At 69.4% G+C, this 20,427-nt stretch carries 20 protein-coding genes and 1 tRNA gene; 12 read left to right on the top strand and 9 right to left on the bottom strand.

What is annotated here, in order from left to right:
• Positions 1-26: 26 nt before the first annotated feature.
• The 6 genes from sucC (at position 27) to lpdA (ending at position 8,901) form a co-directional block, all read left to right on the top strand.
• Positions 27-1,223, top strand: coding sequence for an ADP-forming succinate--CoA ligase subunit beta (gene sucC / locus ACXJKQ_RS12920; RefSeq protein ID WP_457106139.1), 1,197 nt, complete (start codon positions 27-29; stop codon positions 1,221-1,223).
• 2 nt (positions 1,224-1,225) lie between these two features.
• Entirely contained in the window at positions 1,226-2,110 is an 885-nt protein-coding gene (gene sucD / locus ACXJKQ_RS12915; RefSeq protein WP_457106138.1) for a succinate--CoA ligase subunit alpha, read from the top strand.
• Between the two features lie 174 nt (positions 2,111-2,284).
• Positions 2,285-5,263, top strand: a complete 2,979-nt coding sequence (locus ACXJKQ_RS12910; RefSeq protein WP_457106137.1) for a 2-oxoglutarate dehydrogenase E1 component — start codon at positions 2,285-2,287, stop codon at positions 5,261-5,263.
• A 94-nt stretch (positions 5,264-5,357) separates the two neighbouring features.
• A complete protein-coding gene (gene odhB, locus ACXJKQ_RS12905; RefSeq protein ID WP_457106136.1) occupies positions 5,358-6,671 on the top strand; it encodes a 2-oxoglutarate dehydrogenase complex dihydrolipoyllysine-residue succinyltransferase in 1,314 nt (437 codons plus the stop codon).
• Between the two features lie 7 nt (positions 6,672-6,678).
• Complete coding sequence (locus ACXJKQ_RS12900; RefSeq protein ID WP_457106135.1) at positions 6,679-7,434, top strand: SDR family oxidoreductase; 756 nt, start codon at positions 6,679-6,681, stop codon at positions 7,432-7,434.
• A gap of 66 nt (positions 7,435-7,500) precedes the next feature.
• The gene (gene lpdA / locus ACXJKQ_RS12895; protein WP_457106134.1) at positions 7,501-8,901 is read left to right on the top strand and encodes a dihydrolipoyl dehydrogenase; all 1,401 of its coding nucleotides are present in this window, start codon (positions 7,501-7,503) and stop codon (positions 8,899-8,901) included.
• 158 nt (positions 8,902-9,059) lie between these two features.
• Here the strand turns inward: lpdA and ACXJKQ_RS12890 are convergent, their stop codons facing one another.
• Both ACXJKQ_RS12890 and ACXJKQ_RS12885 read right to left on the bottom strand, forming a co-directional pair.
• Complete coding sequence (locus ACXJKQ_RS12890) at positions 9,060-9,881, bottom strand: response regulator (RefSeq protein WP_457106133.1); 822 nt, start codon at positions 9,879-9,881, stop codon at positions 9,060-9,062.
• A 190-nt stretch (positions 9,882-10,071) separates the two neighbouring features.
• Positions 10,072-11,040, bottom strand: coding sequence for a tyrosine recombinase XerC (locus ACXJKQ_RS12885; RefSeq protein WP_457106132.1), 969 nt, complete (start codon positions 11,038-11,040; stop codon positions 10,072-10,074).
• An 85-nt stretch (positions 11,041-11,125) separates the two neighbouring features.
• Here ACXJKQ_RS12885 and ACXJKQ_RS12880 point away from each other — a divergent pair, with 85 nt between their 5' ends.
• A complete protein-coding gene (locus tag ACXJKQ_RS12880) occupies positions 11,126-11,446 on the top strand; it encodes a YnfA family protein (RefSeq protein ID WP_457106131.1) in 321 nt (106 codons plus the stop codon).
• Between the two features lie 9 nt (positions 11,447-11,455).
• Here the strand turns inward: ACXJKQ_RS12880 and ACXJKQ_RS12875 are convergent, their stop codons facing one another.
• Positions 11,456-12,028, bottom strand: a complete 573-nt coding sequence (locus ACXJKQ_RS12875; protein ID WP_457106130.1) for a peroxidase-related enzyme — start codon at positions 12,026-12,028, stop codon at positions 11,456-11,458.
• Positions 12,029-12,118: 90 nt separating this feature from the next.
• On the opposite strand from ACXJKQ_RS12875, the gene ruvC reads away from it, so the two are divergent.
• Positions 12,119-12,742: a crossover junction endodeoxyribonuclease RuvC gene (ruvC, locus tag ACXJKQ_RS12870; protein WP_457106129.1), complete on the top strand. Its 624-nt coding sequence runs from the start codon at positions 12,119-12,121 to the stop codon at positions 12,740-12,742.
• 17 nt (positions 12,743-12,759) lie between these two features.
• Here ruvC and ACXJKQ_RS12865 read toward each other — a convergent pair.
• Positions 12,760-12,843 (bottom strand) — tRNA-Tyr (locus tag ACXJKQ_RS12865).
• A gap of 233 nt (positions 12,844-13,076) precedes the next feature.
• On the opposite strand from ACXJKQ_RS12865, the gene ACXJKQ_RS12860 reads away from it, so the two are divergent.
• From ACXJKQ_RS12860 to ACXJKQ_RS12850, 3 genes are all read left to right on the top strand, one after another.
• Complete coding sequence (locus ACXJKQ_RS12860) at positions 13,077-14,927, top strand: DEAD/DEAH box helicase (RefSeq protein WP_457106128.1); 1,851 nt, start codon at positions 13,077-13,079, stop codon at positions 14,925-14,927.
• 21 nt (positions 14,928-14,948) lie between these two features.
• The gene (locus ACXJKQ_RS12855) at positions 14,949-15,272 is read left to right on the top strand and encodes a hypothetical protein (RefSeq protein ID WP_457106127.1); all 324 of its coding nucleotides are present in this window, start codon (positions 14,949-14,951) and stop codon (positions 15,270-15,272) included.
• Positions 15,273-15,369: 97 nt separating this feature from the next.
• Complete coding sequence (locus ACXJKQ_RS12850) at positions 15,370-15,792, top strand: DUF3597 domain-containing protein (RefSeq protein WP_457106126.1); 423 nt, start codon at positions 15,370-15,372, stop codon at positions 15,790-15,792.
• 105 nt (positions 15,793-15,897) lie between these two features.
• Here the strand turns inward: ACXJKQ_RS12850 and ACXJKQ_RS12845 are convergent, their stop codons facing one another.
• Complete coding sequence (locus ACXJKQ_RS12845; RefSeq protein ID WP_457106125.1) at positions 15,898-17,025, bottom strand: polyamine ABC transporter substrate-binding protein; 1,128 nt, start codon at positions 17,023-17,025, stop codon at positions 15,898-15,900.
• On the bottom strand, positions 17,022-17,378 hold the full coding sequence (locus ACXJKQ_RS12840) for a RidA family protein (protein WP_457106124.1): 357 nt from the start codon (positions 17,376-17,378) through the stop codon (positions 17,022-17,024). The genes ACXJKQ_RS12845 and ACXJKQ_RS12840 overlap by 4 nt, the downstream gene beginning before the upstream one ends.
• A 181-nt stretch (positions 17,379-17,559) precedes the next feature.
• Here ACXJKQ_RS12840 and ACXJKQ_RS12835 point away from each other — a divergent pair, with 181 nt between their 5' ends.
• Positions 17,560-17,823, top strand: coding sequence for a GlsB/YeaQ/YmgE family stress response membrane protein (locus tag ACXJKQ_RS12835; protein ID WP_457106123.1), 264 nt, complete (start codon positions 17,560-17,562; stop codon positions 17,821-17,823).
• Positions 17,824-17,902: 79 nt separating this feature from the next.
• On the opposite strand, the gene ACXJKQ_RS12830 is transcribed toward ACXJKQ_RS12835, so the two are convergent.
• The 3 genes from ACXJKQ_RS12830 to ACXJKQ_RS12820 form a co-directional block, all read right to left on the bottom strand.
• Positions 17,903-18,124 carry a YgaP family membrane protein gene (locus ACXJKQ_RS12830; protein ID WP_457106195.1) on the bottom strand — a complete coding sequence of 74 codons (222 nt, stop codon included), beginning with the start codon at positions 18,122-18,124 and terminating at the stop codon, positions 17,903-17,905.
• Between the two features lie 558 nt (positions 18,125-18,682).
• Positions 18,683-19,837, bottom strand: a complete 1,155-nt coding sequence (locus ACXJKQ_RS12825; RefSeq protein ID WP_457106122.1) for a hypothetical protein — start codon at positions 19,835-19,837, stop codon at positions 18,683-18,685.
• A gap of 156 nt (positions 19,838-19,993) precedes the next feature.
• A partial coding sequence (locus ACXJKQ_RS12820) for a hypothetical protein (RefSeq protein WP_457106121.1) occupies positions 19,994-20,427 on the bottom strand: 434 nt, incomplete at its 5' end.

Here is a 20,427-nt window from a genome sequence, read left to right as displayed (position 1 = left end):
TATTCGCCCCTCCTTACGAGGCTCCGATGAATATCCACGAATATCAGGCCAAGGCCGTGCTGAAGGAGTTCGGCCTGCCCGTCTCCCGCGGCGTGGCCATCTTCAACCCGTCGGAGGCCGAGGCCGCCGCCAAGGAACTCGGCGGCCCCGTCTGGGTCGTGAAGAGCCAGATCCACGCGGGCGGCCGCGGCAAGGGCACCTTCAAGGGCGCTCCCGCAGGCGCCAAGGGCGGCGTGCGCGTCACCAAGTCGATCGACGAGGTCAAGCAGTTCGCCGGCGAGATGCTCGGCCAGACGCTGGTGACCATCCAGACCGGACCGGCCGGCAAGCAGGTCAACCGCCTCTACATCGAGGAAGGCGCCCAGATCGCCGAGGAATTTTACCTCTCGATGCTGGTCGACCGCACCACCGGCGGCGTCGCCTTCGTGGTCTCCACCGAGGGCGGCATGGACATCGAGGCGGTCGCCCACGACACGCCCGAGAAGATCCACACGATCGCGGTCGATCCGGCCACGGGCGTGATGCCCCATCACGGCCGCGCCGTCGCCAAGGCGCTGGGCCTTACCGGCGCCCAGGCCAAGGAAGCCGCCGCGCTGACGGAGAAGCTCTACGCGGCCTTCGTGGCCAAGGACATGAGCCTCCTCGAGATCAACCCGCTGGTGCTGACCGCCGACGGGCACCTCAAGTGCCTCGACGCCAAGATGGCCTTCGATTCGAACGCCCTCTACCGGCACGCGGACATCATGGCGCTCCGCGACGAGACCGAGGAGGACGCCAAGGAGATCGAGGCCTCCAAGTACGACCTCGCCTACATCGCGCTCGACGGCACGATCGGCTGCATGGTCAACGGCGCCGGCCTCGCCATGGCGACGCTCGACATCATCAAGCTCTACGGCGAGGAGCCGGCGAACTTCCTCGATGTCGGCGGTGGCGCGTCCGAGGAAAAGGTCACGGCGGCGTTCAAGATCATCACCGCCGACCCCAACGTGAAGGGGATCCTCGTCAACATCTTCGGCGGGATCATGAAGTGCGACGTGATCGCCAACGGCGTGATCGCGGCCGTGAAGGCGGTGGGCCTGCAGGTGCCGCTGGTGGTGCGCCTGGAAGGCACCAACGTCGAGCAGGGCAAGGCCATCATCCGCAATTCCGGCCTCAACGTCATCCCGGCGGACGACCTCGACGACGCCGCCCAGAAGATCGTCGCCGCCGTGAAGGGAGCCTGATCATGTCGGTGATGATCGACGCCAACACTAAGGTCATCTGCCAGGGCTTTACCGGCAAGAACGGGACCTTCCACTCCGAGCAGGCCATCGCCTACGGCACCAAGATGGTCGGCGGCACGAGCCCCGGTAAGGGCGGCTCGTCCCATCTCGGCCTGCCGGTGTTCGACACCGTTGCGGAGGCCCGCGAGGCCACGGGCGCCGAGGCCTCGGTGGTCTACGTGCCGCCGCCGGGCGCCGCCGACGCCATTTGCGAGGCGATCGCCGCCGAGGTGCCGCTGATCGTCTGCATCACGGAGGGCATCCCGGTGCTCGACATGGTGCGGGTGAAGCGGGCGCTCACGGGGTCGAAGTCGCGGCTCGTCGGGCCGAACTGCCCCGGCATCGTCACGGCCGGCGAGTCGAAGATCGGCATCATGCCGGCCAACATCTTCCGGCCGGGCTCCGTCGGCATCGTCTCCCGCTCGGGCACGCTGACCTACGAGGCGGTGTTCCAGACCTCCAATGCCGGCCTCGGCCAGACCACTGCGGTCGGCATCGGCGGCGACCCGGTCAAGGGCACCGAGTTCATCGACGTGCTGGAGCTGTTCCTCGCCGACCCGAAGACCGAGTCGATCGTGATGATCGGCGAGATCGGCGGCTCGGCCGAGGAGGAGGCCGCCCAGTTCCTGAAGGACGAGGCGAAGCGCGGGCGCAGGAAGCCGATGGTCGGCTTCATCGCCGGCCGCACGGCGCCTCCGGGCCGCCGCATGGGCCATGCCGGCGCGATCATCTCGGGCGGCAAGGGCGGCGCCGAGGACAAGATCGCCGCCATGGAGGCCGCGGGCATCCGCGTGTCGCCGTCGCCGGCCCGCCTCGGCTCGACCCTGGTCGAGGTCCTGAAGGGCTGAGCGCCCGCGCGCCTGCGTTGCGGCCATCGCAGGGCCGCAACGCCCATATCGGGTGGGCAGAGATGATTTCAGCGGGGCGGTCACCCGCCCCGTTTTGGTTTGAGGGCGATCCGCCGCGCTGACGGGGAGCCCGAAGGGCAGGGGATCCTGCCCGCGCGACAGGATGGACGCACCATGGCACGCCAGGACGTGAACGAAGCGCTCCTCGAAACCTCGTTCCTCTACGGCGCCAACGCCGCCTACATCGAGGAATTGCAGGCGGCCTACGCCCGCAACCCGGCCTCGGTGGATCCGGAATGGCAGACCTTCTTCAAGGGGCTCGGCGAGGACGAGACCCTGGTCGAGAAGAACGCCGCGGGCGCCTCCTGGGAGAAGCCGAACTGGCCGGTGCCCCTCAACGGTGAGCTGGTCTCGGCGCTCGACGGCAATTGGGGTGCCCTCGAAAAGGCCATCGGCGACAAGATCGTCGCCCGCGAGGCCAAGCCCGGCAAGCCGCAGGACAGCGTCTCCGCCACCACCGGCGTGTCGGTGGAGCAGGCGACGAAGGATTCGGTGCGGGCGATCATGCTGATCCGCTCCTACCGCATGCGCGGCCACCTGCACGCCAAGCTCGACCCGCTGGGCCTCGCTCCCCGGGGCGACCACGAGGAGCTGCATCCGCAGCATTACGGTTTCCAGGAGAGCGACTGGGACCGGCCGATCTTCCTCGACAACGTGCTCGGCCTCCAGTTCGGCACGATCCGCGAGATCGTCGACATCCTGGAGCGGACCTACTGCCAGACGCTCGGCGTCGAGTTCATGCACATCTCCGACCCCGCCGAGAAGGCGTGGATCCAGGAGCGGATCGAGGGCAAGGACAAGGAGATCTCCTTCACGCCGGAAGGTCGGAGAGCCATCCTCAACAAGTTGATCGAAGGCGAGGGTTTCGAGAAGTTCCTGGACCTCAAGTACACCGGCACCAAGCGCTTCGGCCTCGACGGCGGCGAGTCGATGATCCCGGCGCTGGAGCAGATCATCAAGCGAGGCGGCGCGTTGGGCGTGCGCGAGATCGTGCTCGGCATGGCCCATCGCGGCCGGCTCAACGTGCTCACCAACGTGATGGCCAAGCCCTTCCGGGCGGTCTTCCACGAGTTCAAGGGCGGCTCGGCTTCCCCGGCGGAGGTCGAGGGCTCGGGTGACGTGAAGTACCACCTGGGCGCATCTTCGGACCGCGCCTTCGACGGCAACAATGTCCACCTGTCGCTCACCGCCAACCCCTCGCACCTCGAGATCGTCGATCCGGTGGTGCTGGGGAAGGTCCGCGCCAAGCAGGACCAGTGGGCCAAGCCCAACATCGAGCGCCGGACGGTGCTGCCGCTGCTGATCCACGGCGACGCCGCCTTCGCGGGCCAGGGTGTGGTCGCGGAGTGCTTCGGCCTGTCGGGCCTCAAGGGCCACCGCACCGGCGGCTCGATCCACTTCATCATCAACAACCAGATCGGCTTTACCACCGATCCGCGCTTCTCGCGCTCCTCGCCTTACCCGTCCGACGTCGCCAAGATGGTCGAGGCGCCGATCTTCCACTGCAACGGCGACGACCCCGAGGCCGTCACCTTCGCGGCCAAGGTCGCGGTGGAATACCGCCAGAAGTTCGGCAAGCCGGTCGTCATCGACATGCTCTGCTACCGCCGCTTCGGTCACAACGAGGGCGACGAGCCGGCCTTCACCCAGCCGAAGATGTATCAGCGGATCCGCAAGCATCCGTCGGTGCTGGAGAATTACGGCCGCAAGCTCGTCGAGAACGGCTCCGTCACCCAGGAGGCGCTGGACTCCCGCAAGGCCGAGTTCCGCGGCATGCTCGACAGCGAACTCGACGTCGCCACCAACTACAAGGCCAACAAGGCCGACTGGCTGGACGGCCGCTGGTCCGGCTTCAAGGCCGTGCACGAGGACGTGGACGATCCGCGCCGTGGCCGCACCGCCGTGCCGGCCGAGACCCTGCAGGAGATCGGCCGCAGGATCACCCAGGCGCCGCCCGGATTCCACCTGCACCGCACCATCCAGCGCTTCATGGACAACCGCGCCAAGGCGGTGGAGACGGGGGTCGGCATCGACTGGGCGACCGCCGAGGCTCTGGCTTTCGGCGCGACGCTGCTGGACGGCAACCGCGTCCGCCTCTCGGGGCAGGATGTGGAACGCGGTACCTTCTCGCAGCGCCATGCCGTGGTGATCGATCAGGAGAACGAGCAGCGCTTCACGCCACTCAACGCAATCCGCGAGGGCCAGGCCTCCATCGAGATCATCAACTCGATGCTCTCCGAGGAGGCGGTGCTCGGCTTCGAGTACGGCTATTCGCTGGCCGAGCCGAACGCGCTGGTCCTGTGGGAGGCGCAGTTCGGCGACTTCGCGAACGGCGCCCAGGTGGTGATCGACCAGTTCATCGCCAGCGGTGAGCGCAAGTGGCTGCGGATGTCCGGCCTCGTGCTGCTGCTGCCCCACGGCTACGAGGGGCAGGGGCCCGAGCACTCCTCCGCCCGCCTGGAGCGATACCTCCAGGCCTGCGCCGAGGACAACATGCAGGTCGCCAACGTCACGACGCCGGCGAACTACTTCCACATCCTGCGCCGGCAGCTGAAGCGCGACTTCCGCAAGCCGCTGGTGCTGATGACGCCGAAGTCGCTGCTGCGCCACAAGCGGGCGGTCTCGAGCCTCGACGCCCTGGCGGAGGGCTCGACCTTCCACCGCGTCCTCTGGGACGACGCCGAGGAGGAGGGCGCGCCGAACAAGCTCGTGCGCGACGACAAGATCCGCCGCGTCGTGCTGTGCTCCGGCAAGGTCTATTACGACCTGCTGGAGGAGCGGGAGAAGCGCGGCCTCAACGACATCTACCTGATGCGCGTCGAGCAGCTCTACCCGTTCCCCCTCAAGGCACTCGCCAACGAGATGGCGCGCTTCCGCAACGCCGACGTGATCTGGTGCCAGGAGGAGCCCAAGAACATGGGCGCCTGGGCCTTCGTCGAGCCCTACCTCGAATGGGTGCTCGGGCAGGCCGGCTCCGCGGTGAAGCGCGCCCGCTACGTCGGCCGCCCCGCCTCCGCCTCGACGGCCGTGGGCCAGATGTCGAAGCACCAGGCCCAGCTCCAGGCCTTCCTCAACGAGGCCCTGGCGGTCTGATTCGTTTCAGGACTTGGCGGCGGCCCGKTCGGGCCGCCGCCGTCACTTTCCAGGCCGTCCGGCACGGCCCAACCGATCCGGAAGTGCGAGACCTATGGCTACCGACATCCTCGTCCCGACCCTCGGCGAATCCGTGAGCGAGGCCACCATCGGCCGCTGGTTCAAGAAGCCCGGCGACACCGTAGCGGCCGACGAGCCGATCGTCGAACTCGAGACCGACAAGGTGACCCTGGAGGTCAACGCCCCGGCGGCCGGCGAACTCGGCGAGATCCTGGTCAAGGACGGCGAAACCGTTGAGCCCGGCGCCCTGCTCGGCTCGATCGTCGAGGCCGGCCCCGGCGGCGGCACGGCCAAGAAGGCGGCGCCCAAGGAGGCACCGAAGGAGGTCGCCGAGACCAAGGCCGAGAGCCGGAGCGAGGCCCCGAAGGCCGCGGCACCGGCCCAGGATTCGTCGGCCGGCTACGGCAACCACGGCGACGCGGCGGCTCCGGCAGCCCAGCAGCGCCCTGTCGGCGACAACGGTCCGGCGGTGGCCAAGCTCGCCCGCGAGTCCGGCTTGGACCCGTCGCGTGTCAACGGCTCCGGCAAGGACGGCCGCATCACCAAGGGCGACATGCTCGGTGCCATCGCCAAGGGTCCGGCCCCGTCGGCGCCCGCCAAGGAGGCCCGCCCGACCCTGCCGCGCGCGCCCTCGGCGCCGGACGACGCCGCGCGCGAGGAGCGCGTGCGCATGACGAAGCTGCGCCAGACCATCGCGCGCCGCCTCAAGGATGCGCAGGACACGGCCGCGATGCTGACGACGTTCAACGACGTCGACATGTCGGCCGTGATGGCGATGCGCAGCCAGTACAAGGACATCTTCGAGAAGAAGCACGGCACGAAGCTCGGCTTCATGGGCTTCTTCACCAAGGCGGTGATCGGCGCCCTCAAGGACGTGCCGGCGGTCAACGCCGAGATCGACGGGCAGGACCTCGTCTACAAGAACTACTACCACATCGGCATCGCGGTCGGCACCGATAAGGGCCTCGTCGTGCCGGTGGTGCGCGACGCCGACGACCTGTCGATCGCCGGCATCGAGAAGAAGATCGCCGGATTCGGCAAGAAGGCCCGCGACGGCAAGCTGTCCATCGAGGACATGCAGGGCGGCACCTTCACGATCACCAACGGCGGCATCTACGGCTCGCTGATGTCGACGCCGATCCTCAACGCGCCGCAATCGGGCATCCTGGGCATGCACCGCATCGAGGAGCGCCCGGTGGTCCGCGCCGGCAAGATCGAGGCGCGGCCGATGATGTATCTGGCGCTGTCGTACGATCATCGCATCGTCGACGGTAAGGAGGCCGTGACCTTCCTGGTGCGGGTCAAGGAGGCGCTGGAGGATCCGGCGCGGCTCGTGCTGGATCTCTGAGGCTGTCATGTCGGGCGCTGAGAACAGGGTCGCGATCGTCACCGGTGGCAGCCGCGGCATCGGCCGGGCGGTGTCGCTGCTCCTGGCGGAGCGCGGCTACGCCGTCTGCCTGAGTTACGTGTCGGACGCCGCCGCGGCTCAGGCGGTGGTGGACGCGATCACCGCCAAGGGCGGGACGGCGCTCGCCGTGCAGGGCGATGTCGGCAGCGAGGCCGACGTCATCGCCCTGTTCAAGGCGGCCGACGGGCTCGGGCGCCTCACGGCGCTGGTCAACAATGCCGGCGTCGTCGACGTGAAGTCCGACGTGGCCGACATGAGCGTCGCCCGTCTCCAGCGGATGATGACCACCAACGTGGTCGGCAGCTTCCTGTGCGCCCGCGAGGCGGTGCGCCGGATGTCGACCAAGCGCGGCGGGGCAGGGGGCGCGATCGTGAACCTGTCCTCGGTGGCGGCGCGGCTGGGCGGCCCGGGCCAGTTCGTGGACTACGCCGCCTCGAAGGGCGCCATCGATTCCCTGACGATCGGGCTCGCCCGCGAGGTGGCCGGGGACGGGATCCGCGTCAACGCCGTGGCCCCCGGCATCATCGCCACCGAGATCCATGCCAGCGGCGGCGAGCCCGACCGGGTGGAGCGCCTCGGCCCCGGCGTCCCGATGGGCCGGGCCGGCACCGCCGAGGAGGTCGCCGCGCCGATCGTGTGGCTCCTCTCGGAGGAGGCCGCCTACACCACGGGGGCGATCCTCGACATCGGCGGCGGCCGCTGAGCCCCGGCCCGACCTGACATTCCCTGCCCGTCCCAACGCGGCACGACCGAGCGGAAGCGAACCTTCATGTCCTACGATCTCGTCGTCATCGGCACCGGCCCCGGCGGCTACGTCTGCGCGATCCGCGCGGCGCAGCTCGGCCTGCGGACCGCCGTCGTCGAGAAACGCGCCACCCACGGCGGCACCTGCCTCAACGTCGGCTGCATCCCGTCGAAGGCGCTGCTCCACGCTTCCGAGGCCTTCGACGAGGCCAACACGCACTTCGCCGATCTCGGCATCGACGTCGGCACGCCGAAGCTCGACCTGAAGAAGATGATGGCCTTCAAGGCCGAGGGCGTCGCCGGCAACACCAAGGGCGTCGAGTTCCTGCTCAAGAAGAACAAGGTCGACACCTTCCACGGCACAGGCCGGATCGCCGGCGCGGGCCGCGTCGAGGTGATCGCGGAGGACGGCGGCAACCAGATGCTCGAGACCAAGAGCATCGTGATCGCCACGGGCTCCGACGTGGCCCGCCTGCCCGGCGTGACCATCGACGAGAAGGTCGTGGTCTCTTCGACCGGCGCCCTCGAACTCGACCGGGTGCCGAAGAAGCTGCTCGTGATCGGCGCCGGGGTCATCGGCCTGGAGCTGGGCTCCGTCTGGCGCCGGCTCGGCTCCGAGGTCACGGTGGTGGAGTACCTCGACCGGGTGCTGCCCGGCATGGACGGCGAGGTCGGCAAGCAGTTCCAGCGGATCCTGACCAAGCAGGGCATCGCGTTCAAGCTGTCGACCAAGGTGACCGGCGTCGAGGTCGGCAAGAAGGGCGCTAGCGTCACCGTCGAGCCGGCCGCGGGCGGCGCGGCGGAGACGCTGCAGGCCGACGTGGTCCTCGTGGCGATCGGCCGCGTGCCGTACACGGACGGTCTGGGCCTCGACACGGTGGGCGTCCAGCGGGACGACAAGGGCCGGATCCTCACGGACTCGCACTACGCCACCAATGTCACCGGCATCTACGCGATCGGCGACGTGATCGCCGGCCCGATGCTCGCCCACAAGGCCGAGGACGAGGGGGTGGCGATCGCCGAGATGCTGGCCGGCCAATCCGGCCACGTGAATTACGGTGTGATCCCGAACGTCGTCTACACGTTCCCGGAGGTTGCCTCGGTGGGCAAGACCGAGGAGGAGCTGAAGATGGACGGCATCGCCTACAATGCCGGCAAGTTCCCATTCACGGCCAACGGCCGGGCCAAGGCCAACGGCACCACGGACGGGTTCGTGAAGGTGCTGGCCGACGCCCAGACCGACCGGGTGCTCGGCGTGCACATCGTCGGGGCGGATGCCGGCAACCTGATCGCCGAGGTGGCGGTGGCGATGGAGTTCGGCGCCTCGTCGGAGGACATCGCCCGCACCTGCCACGCGCACCCGACGCTCACCGAGGCAGTCAAGGAAGCCGCGCTGGCGGTGAACAAGCGCGCGATCCACGTCTGAGCGCGCTGGCCAAAGTCGAGGCCCGATTCCCGATCTCGGCCTGCCCCGACCCCGGCCTGCCCGACCCTGGCCGGCGCTGGGTGCGGAAGGCGCAGGGGCCTCCCGTCGACGGTGCGGGATCGGGCGCCGGGGGGTGACGCGGCCCGATCCCCCGACGATCAGGCGATCTTGCGCCGCGGATTCGGCAGGTCGGCGATCCGCAGGAGCGCGCTCGGCGCTGGCGGGGCGGTGAGGGCGTTCAGCAGGTATGGCCTGCGCAGCCCGAGGGCGTTGTGCAGGGCCAGGTCGATGTCGCGGGCGTAGAACGGCATCCGCAGCACCGCATCGACCCCGAAATAGCGGCCCGCCTGGGCGACCGGCTCCAGTTCGGCCGTCGTCAGCAGGGTGATCCGGGTGGCGAGCCCCAGGGGCTGGATCTGGCAGGCGAGTTCGAGCCCGTCGATGCCGACGAGCTTCACGTCGATGAAGGCGAAGTCGTAGGCCGCGAGCTTCAGCAGCCTGAGGGCGTGGCGGCCGTCATCGGTCTCGTCCATCTCGATGGCGAAGCCGCTGCGTGCCACGACGCGGCTGATGGCCGAGCGCCCCGCCGGCGTCGAGCAGGCGAGCAACGCCCGCGTCGGCGCACGCCGACGGGCATCGGCGTGGAGGAGCTGCTCGATATGGCTCGGATCGAGGGGCGTCTTCAGGACCTCGTAGGCTCCGAGGCTCGTCGCGATGTCTTGCCAGTGCGGCAGCACGCGGGTGGCGACCAGGACCAGGCAGGGGGGCTCGGCGCCGGCCCGGCGCGCGACCGCGACGGCCTCGGGTCCGCTGAGATCATCGAGCTGAAGGCCGACGAAGGCCAGGGTCGGTCGGTGACGGAGCAGGATGTCGCAGAGCGCCTGGCCCGAGGTCGCCTCGTCGATCACCGCATCAGGATTGAAGCGCCGGACGATGTCCCGCAGGGAGGCGCGGCGGCCGGAATCGCAATCCGCGATCACGACACGTGCTGGCGTCCCCCCGTCCTGAAGCTCCATGACGCCCGCCCAAGTCGACCCGGTCCCGATGCACATTGTCACTGAAGATCGTGACGAAGACCTTAAAGGCTCGCCAATGTGCTGGGTCGACCGGATCAGCTGTCTATAGCGGATGAAGATCCGCCACGAAGTCAAGCGCTCCATCAATTATTGATCAGCGGGCCGCCCGTGGGTGAGCCGCCGCATAGGCACTCATGAGACGGGCGGCATCGACCTGCGTGTAGAGCTGGGTGGTCGACAGGGAGGCGTGGCCGAGGAGTTCCTGGATCGCGCGCAGTTCGCCCTGGCGGGCGAGCAGGTGCGTCGCGAAGGAGTGTCGCAGGGCGTGCGGCGTGGCGCTCTCGGGCAGGCCCAGGGCGCCGCGGGCGCGGGCGACGGTGTACTGGATGATCCGGGGGGACAGCGGACCCCCGCGGACACCGACGAAGAGCGGTCCGTCCGGGGGCAGGGGCAGAGGGCAGGCGGCGACGTAGTCGGCCACGGCCCGCGCCACAACGGGCAGGATCGGCACCATGCGCTGCTTGCCGCCCTTGCCGAGCACGGTGACCTGATCGACCCCAGGCAGGGGCGCGTCGCGGCGGGTCAGACCGAGCGCCTCGGAGATGCGCAGGCCCGAACCGTACAGCAGCGCCAGCACCGCGGCATCCCGTGCGAGAACCCAGGGCTCCCGCTCCTCGCCGACGCGGATCGCGGTATCGGTCAGCGCCACCGCGGCGGCGACGGGCAGGGGACGCGGCAGCCGCCGCGGCACCTTGGGCGAGCGTACGCCACCCAAAGCCGACACGGTGCCGAAGCCCTCGCGCTCCAGGAAGCGCGCGAAGGAGCGCAGCCCCGCGAGCATGCGCATCAGCGAGCGGCCGGAGACCGCGTCGGCCCGGCGCGCGGCCATGAAGGTGCGGATGTCCCGGACCTTCAACGCCACCAGCATCGGAATCGTCGGCGTGCCCTGCCGTGACGCGAGGTGGACGAGAAACTGGCGCAGGTCGCGCCCGTAGGCCTCGACGGTGTTGGGCGACATCCGCCGCTCGCGTGCCAGCCCCTCGATCCAGGCCAGGACGGTCGCGCGCAGGCGCGCGTCGCCTGGAAACAGCATTTGCTCGTCGTTCGTCGGGTGCGCGGTCATGGCGCCACTCGACCGCATCGTCCTTGCCGGGCGCTTAACGGCATTCTGGCTCGGCCCGCGGCGCGCGTCGTGCCAAGATGATGCGATGACCCTCCTCGCCTATGCGGGCGCCGCCCTCGCCGAGATCGCCGGCTGCTTCGCGTTCTGGGCCTGGCTCCGGCTCGGACGCACCGCTTGGTGGGCGGTCCCGGGAGTCGCATCCCTGACCGCGTTCGCCGCCCTGCTGACCCTGGTGGACAGCCCGGCAGCCGGGCGTGCCTTCGCGGCCTATGGCGGTGTCTACGTCGCCGCCTCGGTCCTGTGGCTGTGGCTCGCCGAGGGCCAGCGGCCCGACCGCTGGGATCTCGCGGGCAGCGCGGTCTGCCTCGCGGGAACCGCCCTCATCCTACTGGGCCGGCGCGTCTGATCGGCGGAGTCAGCGGCCCATCGCGTAGAACTCGCGGTTCGGCCGCAGGTCTGCCACGCTGGCGAGCCGGTTGGACAGGGCGAAGAGCGCGGTGATCGCCGCGATGTCCCAGACGTCGTCCGGGCCGAAGCCGTGTCCGGCGAGCACCGCGTGATCCGCCGCCCCGACGCTCTGGGAGGCCGTCGCCACCTTCACGGCGAAGTCCAGCATGGCGCGCTGGCGCGGGGTGATGTCGGCCTTGGCATAGTTGATCGCGACCTGATCGGCGATGAGCGGGTTCTTGGCCCGGACCCGCAGGATCGCCCCATGGGCGACGACGCAGTAGAGGCACGCGTTGGCAGCGCTGGTGGCCACCACGATCATCTCGCGCTCGGCCTTGGAGAGGTTGCCCGGCCGGTCCATCAGCGCGTCGTGGTAGGCCATGAAGGCGCGGAACTCGTCCGGACGATGCGCCAGCGCCAGGAAGATGTTGGGCACGAAACCCGCCTTCTCCTGCACCTCGACGATCCGCGCACGGAGATCCTCCGGCATCTCGGAGAGGGGCGGCACCGGGAACCGGCTGATCGGGGTTTCCGCGCTCATGATCGTCCTCCGGATTCGTGCGCCTTGGTGAAACCAAGCGTTCACGATACGTACGGCAGCCTCGGGCCGTTCGTCGAGCCGTGGAGCATCATGTCCAGCCCCGTCCGCATCCTCGGGATCGATCCCGGCCTCCGCCGCACCGGCTGGGGCCTGATCACCGCCCAGGGCACCAAGCTCACCTATGGCGATTGCGGCGTCGTGACCTCCGACGGCGACCTGCCGCTGGCGCTGCGCCTGCGGGAGCTGTTCGAGGGCATCGGCCGGATCGTCTCGGGCGTGCGGCCCGACGAGGTCGCCGTGGAGGAGACCTTCGTCAACAAGGACGCGCAGGCGACCCTCAAGCTCGGCCATGCCCGGGCGATGGCGCTGGTGGTTCCGGCGCTGGCCGGCCTGCCGGTCTTCGAATACGCCGCCAACCTGATCAAGAAGACCGTGGCGGGCTCCGGCCACGCCGAGAAGGTCCAGATCCAGGCGATGGTGCGCTTCCTGCTGCCGAAGGCCGAGTTCCGCGTGGCCGACGCCGCCGACGCCCTGGCCATCGCGATCACCCATGCCAGCCACCGGGACGCCCACGCCCTGCGGCAGGCGCACCTGCCCGGGGGCAAGCGCCGCGCGCTCACGGGCCAGGCGGCCGCAGGACAGGGGCTCGAAGGCAAGGGCTTCTCGGCCGCTGCAGCCGCGCGCATCGAGGCTGCGCTGGCGAAACAGGGCTGACGAATTCGGGAAGGACTTGGTGGGGGAAGTAGGACTCGAACCTACGAAGCTTACGCAGCGGATTTACAGTCCGCCCCCTTTGCCGCTCGGGACATTCCCCCAAGGCGGGTTGTTCGCCCGCGGCGCCGTTATGGTGAGGGGGCGGCCGGGTGTCAACGCTTATGGCGCCCCGATCCCGTGTCGATGCGCGCATCCGCGGACTGCGCGGGCCGATCGCGCCGGGTGCGGCGCGGCTGCGCCCGGGACGAAAACGCGAACGTTCCGCGACTCCGGGGATTCACAAAGGAATCCGGATCGGCCACGGTAGCCGGATGTCGCCCTGCTTCGCCGGTCCTTGACCCGTCCCCCCCCGTCCCTGCGCTCGCACCAGCGCACGCTGATGGCCCTGGTGGCGGCCATGGCGAGCGGGGAGGCGGGGCCTGTCCGGAAGATCCTGGCGGCGGTCACGCCCGGCGGCGGCAAGTCGCTGCTGCCGGTGATCGCCGCGCACCGGCTGATCGCCGCGGGTCTCGTCGAGCGCGTGGTCTGGGTGGTGCCGCGGGATTCCCTGCGCCTCCAGGCCGAGGAGGCCTTCGCGGATCCCCTGTGGCGCGCGGTCTTCGGGCACGCGCTGAGCGTGCGGGCCGCTGACAACGAGCGCGACCCCGCCCGGGGCCTGGCCGGCTACATCACCACCTATCAGGCGGTCGCCGCCGCACCCGCCCTCCACCTCGCGGAGGCACGGACGCACCGGACCCTGCTGGTGGTCGACGAGGTCCACCACCTGCCGGTGCCCGGACGGCCGGGATCCGACGAGGCCTCCGCCGAGGATGCGGAGGCGGGCGCGTGGTCCCGCGCGATGCTGCCCGTCATGGAGGCGGCCGCGTTCCGCCTCTACCTGTCCGGCACGCTGGAGCGGGCCGACGGGCGGCGTATCCTCGGCCTGCCCTATAAGCCCGCTGCCCTCGGACGGGGGCCGGACCTCGACCTCGACGCCCCCGGCCTCGCGGTGATCGGCTATTCCCGGGCGCAGGCCCTCGCCGAGCGGGCGGTGCTGCCGGTGACCTTCGGCGCCATCGACGGCGAGGCGAGCTGGCTGGAGGGCGGCCGGATCGCCGGCGACAGCCCGCGGGTCGGTCCGCACCGGCTGGGCGCGGGCTCGGTGCGGATCACCACGCGGCCGGCCCTGTTCACCGCACTGCGGACGGGCTTCGCCCGCGACCTCCTGAGCGAGGCGTTCTTCGCCACCAAACGCCTTCGCGCCCGGCGCCGCTCCGAGCGGAACCTTCGCCCAGGCGAGCCGGCGCGGGGGCTCGGCAAGCTCCTCGTCGTCGCCCCCGATCAGGCGAGCGCGCGGGCCTACCTCACGACCCTGCGGGGGTGGATGCCTGCGGGGCAGGGGGAGCGCGACGTCCGCCTCGCGACCTCCGGCCAGGGCGATGCCCACGCGGCGCTCGCCGCGTTCCGCCTGATGCCGGAACCGGCCGTGCTGGTGACGGTCGCCATGGCCTACGAGGGTCTCGACGCCCCGGAGGTCGCGGTCGTCGCGGCCCTGACCCATATCCGCTCGCGACCCTGGCTCGAGCAGATGCTCGCCCGGGCGACCCGGGTCGATCCGCATGCGGGGTCCTACGACGCCCAGCAGGCGCTGATCTTCCATCCCGACGACCCGCTCTTCGCCAGGTTCCGCCTGGAACTCGAGACCGAGCAAGGCAGCAGCGTGCGCCCGCCCCGCGAGCGGCCGACGAGCGCCGTCGTGCCGGAGCGGACCCGCTGGCGCGACGACGAGCCCGCCGGCATCACGCCCCTGGAGAGCAACGCGATCGGGCTGCGCTACGCCCTGCTGCGCCCGCGCCTCGCCGACCCGGCCCCGGCGGCACCGGCCCCCGAGCCACCCTCGATCACCGAGCGGACCCTGCGCCAGCGGCTCGCCGCCACGGTGGCGGCCCAGGCGGTGGAGGACGAGACCTCCCTGCGGGTGCCCCGCGGCAGCAACCTCGCCCATCGCTACAACGCCGTGCTCAAGCGCGTCCTCGGCAAGGGTCGGACCACCATGACCCTGCCCGAACTGGAGGCCGCCTTGTCTTGGCTTGAACGCAACCGGCTCTCGGATCATCTCGACCGCCTGGACGGCGACGCCCGCTACGCCTGGTCCGCCCGCCAGCGCCGCGGCCGCTGGCCGCCGGAGCGCGCCGCCGGCCGGTGAACCGCCGCGGAGGGGATCGCCGTGACCGAATGCCTGCCCCCGTCCTTCGCGGCAACTCTGACCGCGAGCGAGCCGCCGCCGGGCTGGTCCGCCCCGCTCGCCGCGCTGTGGTGGCTCACCCGGGACCCGTCGGGGCCGGCCTCGGCCGCCTGGGCGCAGGCGCACGGCCTCGTCCAGGATGCGGCCGGCCCCGAGGCTGCCTGGGTCCACGCCCATCTCCACCGGATCGAGGGCGACGACGGCAACGCACGGTACTGGTACGGTCGCGCCGGCCGCTCGGAGCCGCGCGGCACGCTCGCGGAGGAGCGGGCCGCACTGGTGGCCGCCCTCTGGAAGGCCCCCTGATCGCCCGGCGCCCGCACAGCCTCGGAACGCCCGGCCTCACAACCAGTTGAATGGCCGCCCGGTGCGGAGATCGGGCCTCGATCATCGGAGCGGACCCATGAGCCTCCTCGGCAGCATCGTCAGCAAGATCCTCCATCCCTTCGGCGGAGGTACCGCGGACGCCGCCCCCGCGCCGTCCGGCGGCACGGCCGGAACAGCCGGTACGAGCGCCCCCTCGACCCCCTCGGCCCCCTCGGCCCCGGGCTCCTCCGGCGGCGGCGAGCCCGTGGACGTCGCGGCCGTGCTCAACGGCCTCGCCGAGAAGAACCCGCAGACCCTCGACTGGCGCCACTCGATCGTCGACCTGATGAAGCTCCTCGGCCTCGATTCGGGCCTCGCCGCGCGCAAGCAGCTCGCCGACGAGCTGCACTACACCGGCGACAAGGAGGACTCGGCCAGCATGAACATCTGGCTGCACAAGCAGGTCATGCAGAAGCTTGCCGAGAACGGCGGCAAGGTTCCGGACGACCTCAAACACTAGGCTTCAGGCGCAGTCATTGGCTGCGGAGCCCCGGCGCCCAAGGGCGCCGGGGTTTCACCGCGTTCGGGGGGTCACAGGCATCGCCCTCACGCCGAGGCGTCGGCGTCAGCGCCCGGTCCGAACCCGGGTCCAGAGCCGCGTCACGAAGCGCTGGGTGCGGTCGTCCCAGGCGGTGTTGATCGACAGGCGCTGCATGGTCGCCTCGTCCGGATAGATGCCGGGGTTGCTCAGGATCTCGGGCTTGACGAACTTCTTCGCCGCGAGGTTGCCGCTGGCATAGGTCACGAAGTTGGTGTTGGCCGCTGCCACCTCGGGCCGCATCATGTAGTCGATGAAGGCGAGGGCCTCGGCGGGATGGGCGGCGTCCTTCGGGATCGCGAAGGTGTCGAACCACATCAGCGCGCCCTCCTTCGGCACGACGTAGGCGATGTCGATCCCGTTCTTGGCCTCCTCGGCGCGGCGCTTGGCCTGCATGACGTCGCCGGAATAGCCCACCGCCACGCAGATATCGCCGTTGGCGAGCGCCTGGATATATTCCGACGAGTGGAATTTCCGCACGCTGCCGCGCACCTTGTAGAGGGCGTCGGTCACCAGGGTCAGGTCGTCCCAGCGCTTGGAATCCGCCTTGGCGCCGAAGGCCGGGAGCATGCTGGGAATCAGATCCTCGGGGCTGTCGAGCATCATGATCCCGCACTCCTTCAGCTTGTTCGCCGAGGCGGGATTGAGGACGAGGCTCCACGAGTTCACCGGTGCGTTGGCGCCCAGGCGCTCCCGCACGGCGGCGATATTGTAGCCGATACCGGTCGTGCCCCACATGTAATCGACGGCGTAGGTGTTGCCGGGATCGTAGGCCGCCAGCCGGCTCGTGATCTCCGGCCAGAGATTGCCGAGGTTCTTCAGCTTGGACTTGTCCAGCGGCAGGAAGGCGCCGGCCCGGATCAGCCGCTGCAGGTAGGGACCCGACGGCACGACGATGTCGTAGCCGGACCGGCCCGCCAGCAGCTTGGTCTCAAGGATCTCGTTGTTGTCGTAGGTGTCGTAGACGACCTTGATCCCGGTCTCGCGGGTGAAGGCGTCGAGCACCTTCGGGTCGATATAGTCCGACCAGTTGTAGACGTTGACGACCCGCTCCTCGGCGGCGGAGGCCGGCCGCGCCTGGGGGAGGGCCGCCAGGACGCTGCCCAGGAGGGCGGCTGCGGCAGCCGCCAGGACGACGCGGCGCCGGCCGCTCACCGGCTCCTCGCGGCCACGATCACGATCTCGACGAGGTATTCGGGCGCGGCGAGCTTGGCCTCGACGGTGGCGCGGGCCGGCGGGTTCTCCGGTGAGACCCAGGCATCCCAGGCGGCGTTCATCTCCGCGAAGGTCGCGATGTCGGCGAGGTAGATCGTGGCCGAGAGGATGCGCGCCTTGTCGCTGCCCGACGCGGCCAGCAGCCGGTCGATCTCCGACAGAATCTGCTGGGTCTGGATCGTCACCCCGGTGCCGACCGTATCGGAGGCGACCTGACCGGCAAGGTAGACCATGTCGCCGAAGGTGACGGCCTGCGCCATGCGCTTGCCCGGCTCGATCCGCTGAATGTCCATGCCCGTCTCCACAACCTCAGAACCGGCGTATCTGCCGCCGCGCCACCCCGCCCGTAAAGGGCCGCACGCGCAGGCGAGGCCGGAACCCGAGGAAAATCGTCATCGCACTGCGGGGTGCGGGCAACCGTCGCGGGCCGTGAAGCGTTTTGCCGCCATCGACAGTCATGCCTTGGGGTTTGTTATGGGTATCCTCTGGACCATCATCATCGGGTTCGTCGCCGGCGTCATCGCCAAGTTCCTCATGCCCGGACCGAACGAGCCGGCCGGCTTCATCCTGACCACGATCCTGGGCATCGTCGGCGCCTTCGTGGCGACCTTCCTGGGCCAGGCCATCGGCTGGTACGGACCGAACCAGGGGGCGGGCTTGATCGGCGCCGTCGTCGGCGCCGTGGTCGTTCTGTTCATCTACGGCATGGTCGCCGGCCGCCGCACCACCACCTACTGACCCGTCCCGCGACGGCCTGAAACGACGAGGGGCGCCCCGCAGGGCGCCCCTTTTTTGCGGCCGCGATCGACCGTCGCGCTCAGATGTGTTCGGACGCGGCCTTCACGGCGCAATGTCCGGTGGCGCCGCGCACCGCGAGGCCGACGCCGACGACGAGGGCCAGCAGGCTCAGGAGCTTGTTGGGCCGCGGCTGCGCAGCGACGGCCGCGATCCCCAACCCGAGAGCCACCGAGACGGCGCGCTCGGTGGTGGATATGTTCGGCTCCCCGCTGAAGATGTCGTGCATCATGTCGTTGGCCATGGAGGTCTCCGGTGTGAAGTCGCCGGTCGAACGCAGACGCACGGGCCGCGTTCCCTCCGCCACGTGCCTCGGAGGCAGAGAGGCCGCGAAAGCCGTCGCGTCCGCTGCCGGGTGAGGCCGGCCCTGTCGGCGATCCGCACCGGCGGCGCCGAACCGTGGGCCGCCGAGGAGGCGGATCGCGAGGAGGCGGCTTCACCGAGGTCATGCTGCAAATGCTCGGCGGCAACGGACTCGCGGATGAGGCGGCGCCGACGTCGCTGTCTTTGACAGGCCGGGCAATTCGGGCCGCGCAGCCCGATATCGCGCTGTGCGGCCTCCGACCTCGCCAACTCGATCGTCTCTCTGAGGCTGGTCTCGACTTACAGCAGCCGGATAGACCGCCGTCGCCCCCCAGAGCAGACGGCTTCGCCTCGGGTCGATGCACAGAATTCGGCCCCTTGGCCCAAGCGGTCGTTCAACCAGACCGAACAGCCCAGGTCCCGTGTGACCTCCACCCACCACGCTGGTCCACGATGTGTGCTCCACGTCTGGAGGCGCTTCGGCTCGCGGTTCAAAAGCCTATCGCAGATAGATGACGCTATAGAGAGTCCGGCGCAGCTCCTCGTCCGTCACCCAAATCCGCCCCAACCGGCAGCGTGCGGCAATACCCGGGCGCATCCGCGCGCAGTACTCCCCTGTATTGTCCTGCAGATGGTACTGGCACGTGCTCCCGACGCGGCGGCGGCCGAGCAGGGTGCTCGAGTGGTCGGCCGCCATGTCCGGATCCTTCGGATCTCGGTCCTCCAGCAGGTACCAGCTGTAGCCGATCGTTGGGGTGCGGTGGTGATCGAGGGCGTAGTCGATCATGCCCAGCAGGCGATCGCTCTCGGCCCGCGTCGGCGGATGACCGTGTTCGAGCCGGTCCATGAAATCGAGCTGATTGTCGGCGATCCGGTATGAGACCGGCAGCAGCGGGGCCGGTAACGGGATACGCTTGCAAGCGTGACCGACGTAGGCGAGCCAGCTGGCGTTGAAGGGATCCGTCAGTGGATTGCGCAGCTTCTCGACCGTGCCGGCGAGGCTGCGGTAGCTCCGGTCATGCAGCGTGATGCCCGCCCGGTAGCGCAGCGTTGAGAACAGGCGGACATGTTGGGCGTAGCCATCAAAGGACGGCAAGTCTCGATCGGAGCACAGGCCGGTCGTGTTGTAGAGGAGAGCGGCCGCGTCCTCCTGCCCGTCTTCCAACTTGTCGAAGTAAGGCAGCTGCTTGGGGTTGTGGTCGCGGCTCACGTCGGTGTCGTTGCGGTCCTCCAAGATCTCGGCCATCATTTGAGGATGTTCGCGCAGATAGCGTTGCAGCTGCGGATTGTGCAGCGTCATGAGCCGGCTTGCGTCGGCGTAGTAGTACTGGGTCGCGACATCGAGGGCCGAGACGATGATGCCCTCGCGCTGTGAGATCATGTCGGCAGTGGCGTAGGCGAAGCAGATCGCACTGTCGCCTTGACTCATGGCCGACTCGGCCGGGTTCGGGCTGATCCTGCCGTCCAGCGGATGGGTGTGCGGACGGATGATCGGTCTAACGACCTGAACGTCGCTGCAGTCGACATCGCGCGCATAGTGCGCCGTCGCAGGAAGGATTTGGCGATCGACCGTAGCGGCATGAGCGATACCAGCTCCTAGACATGCGGCGAGAGACAAAGCGCCCCAGGCCGGCAACCGCTTCGACGTTCGCATAGTCTCGTCATCCCAAATCGGGGATGCAATATGTCGATCCTTTATCCGCGATAATATGGCATATGCAGCACAGTGTCGTATTTTATTTGAATTCAGATCTCTATTCACATTTCGCAAATGATTGAGAGGATCGAAAAAATTTCGTCATTCGATATGCTATGGATTGTGATCGCATCGCTGGATGCCGACCGTCGCCGGCTTCCTCTCCTTCGCCGTCGTGCTCGGGGCTTTCAGCCAGCGGATCGTCGGCTGCACGAACCGGTCACGAAACAGGGCAATCCGAATCCCCGTTTCGTGACTGCCGTGCTTTCGCTGCTCGGACGCAGACGGGCAGAGGTCCACCCATTGCAGCCCCTGGATCGAACCCGGCGGCCTCGCCCCCGGCGCGCGTCGTTCTCCCCCCGATGAGGGATGGGTCACGTCGATCTGGTGATCCTGGCGAAAGGGGTGCGCTGCGCCATAAAAAAAGGGCGCGGCCCCGGAGGACCGCGCCCATCTGATACATCCCGCGCCGGCCGAGGCCCGCGCGGGTTCGCGGCGGTGCTTACTCGCCGGCCTCGCGGCGGCGCTCGCCGCGGTGGCGGCCACCC

The organism is Methylobacterium sp. P5_C11 (assembly GCF_054049775.1).
This window is presented reverse-complemented; position numbering and strand designations above follow the sequence as displayed.

Excerpts from the sequence above, each read along its gene's own strand:
- sucC (WP_457106139.1), top strand. The coding sequence starts at position 27 with ATGAATATCCACGAATATCAGGCCAAGGCCGTGCTGAAGGAGTTCGGC.
- sucD (WP_457106138.1), top strand. The coding sequence starts at position 1,226 with ATGTCGGTGATGATCGACGCCAACACTAAGGTCATCTGCCAGGGCTTT.
- ACXJKQ_RS12910 (WP_457106137.1), top strand. The coding sequence starts at position 2,285 with ATGGCACGCCAGGACGTGAACGAAGCGCTCCTCGAAACCTCGTTCCTC.
- odhB (WP_457106136.1), top strand. The coding sequence starts at position 5,358 with ATGGCTACCGACATCCTCGTCCCGACCCTCGGCGAATCCGTGAGCGAG.
- ACXJKQ_RS12900 (WP_457106135.1), top strand. The coding sequence starts at position 6,679 with ATGTCGGGCGCTGAGAACAGGGTCGCGATCGTCACCGGTGGCAGCCGC.
- lpdA (WP_457106134.1), top strand. The coding sequence starts at position 7,501 with ATGTCCTACGATCTCGTCGTCATCGGCACCGGCCCCGGCGGCTACGTC.
- ACXJKQ_RS12885 (WP_457106132.1), bottom strand. The coding sequence starts at position 11,040 with ATGACCGCGCACCCGACGAACGACGAGCAAATGCTGTTTCCAGGCGAC.
- ACXJKQ_RS12880 (WP_457106131.1), top strand. The coding sequence starts at position 11,126 with ATGACCCTCCTCGCCTATGCGGGCGCCGCCCTCGCCGAGATCGCCGGC.
- ACXJKQ_RS12875 (WP_457106130.1), bottom strand. The coding sequence starts at position 12,028 with ATGAGCGCGGAAACCCCGATCAGCCGGTTCCCGGTGCCGCCCCTCTCC.
- ruvC (WP_457106129.1), top strand. The coding sequence starts at position 12,119 with ATGTCCAGCCCCGTCCGCATCCTCGGGATCGATCCCGGCCTCCGCCGC.
- ACXJKQ_RS12850 (WP_457106126.1), top strand. The coding sequence starts at position 15,370 with ATGAGCCTCCTCGGCAGCATCGTCAGCAAGATCCTCCATCCCTTCGGC.
- ACXJKQ_RS12840 (WP_457106124.1), bottom strand. The coding sequence starts at position 17,378 with ATGGACATTCAGCGGATCGAGCCGGGCAAGCGCATGGCGCAGGCCGTC.
- ACXJKQ_RS12835 (WP_457106123.1), top strand. The coding sequence starts at position 17,560 with ATGGGTATCCTCTGGACCATCATCATCGGGTTCGTCGCCGGCGTCATC.
- ACXJKQ_RS12830 (WP_457106195.1), bottom strand. The coding sequence starts at position 18,124 with ATGGCCAACGACATGATGCACGACATCTTCAGCGGGGAGCCGAACATA.
- ACXJKQ_RS12825 (WP_457106122.1), bottom strand. The coding sequence starts at position 19,837 with ATGCGAACGTCGAAGCGGTTGCCGGCCTGGGGCGCTTTGTCTCTCGCC.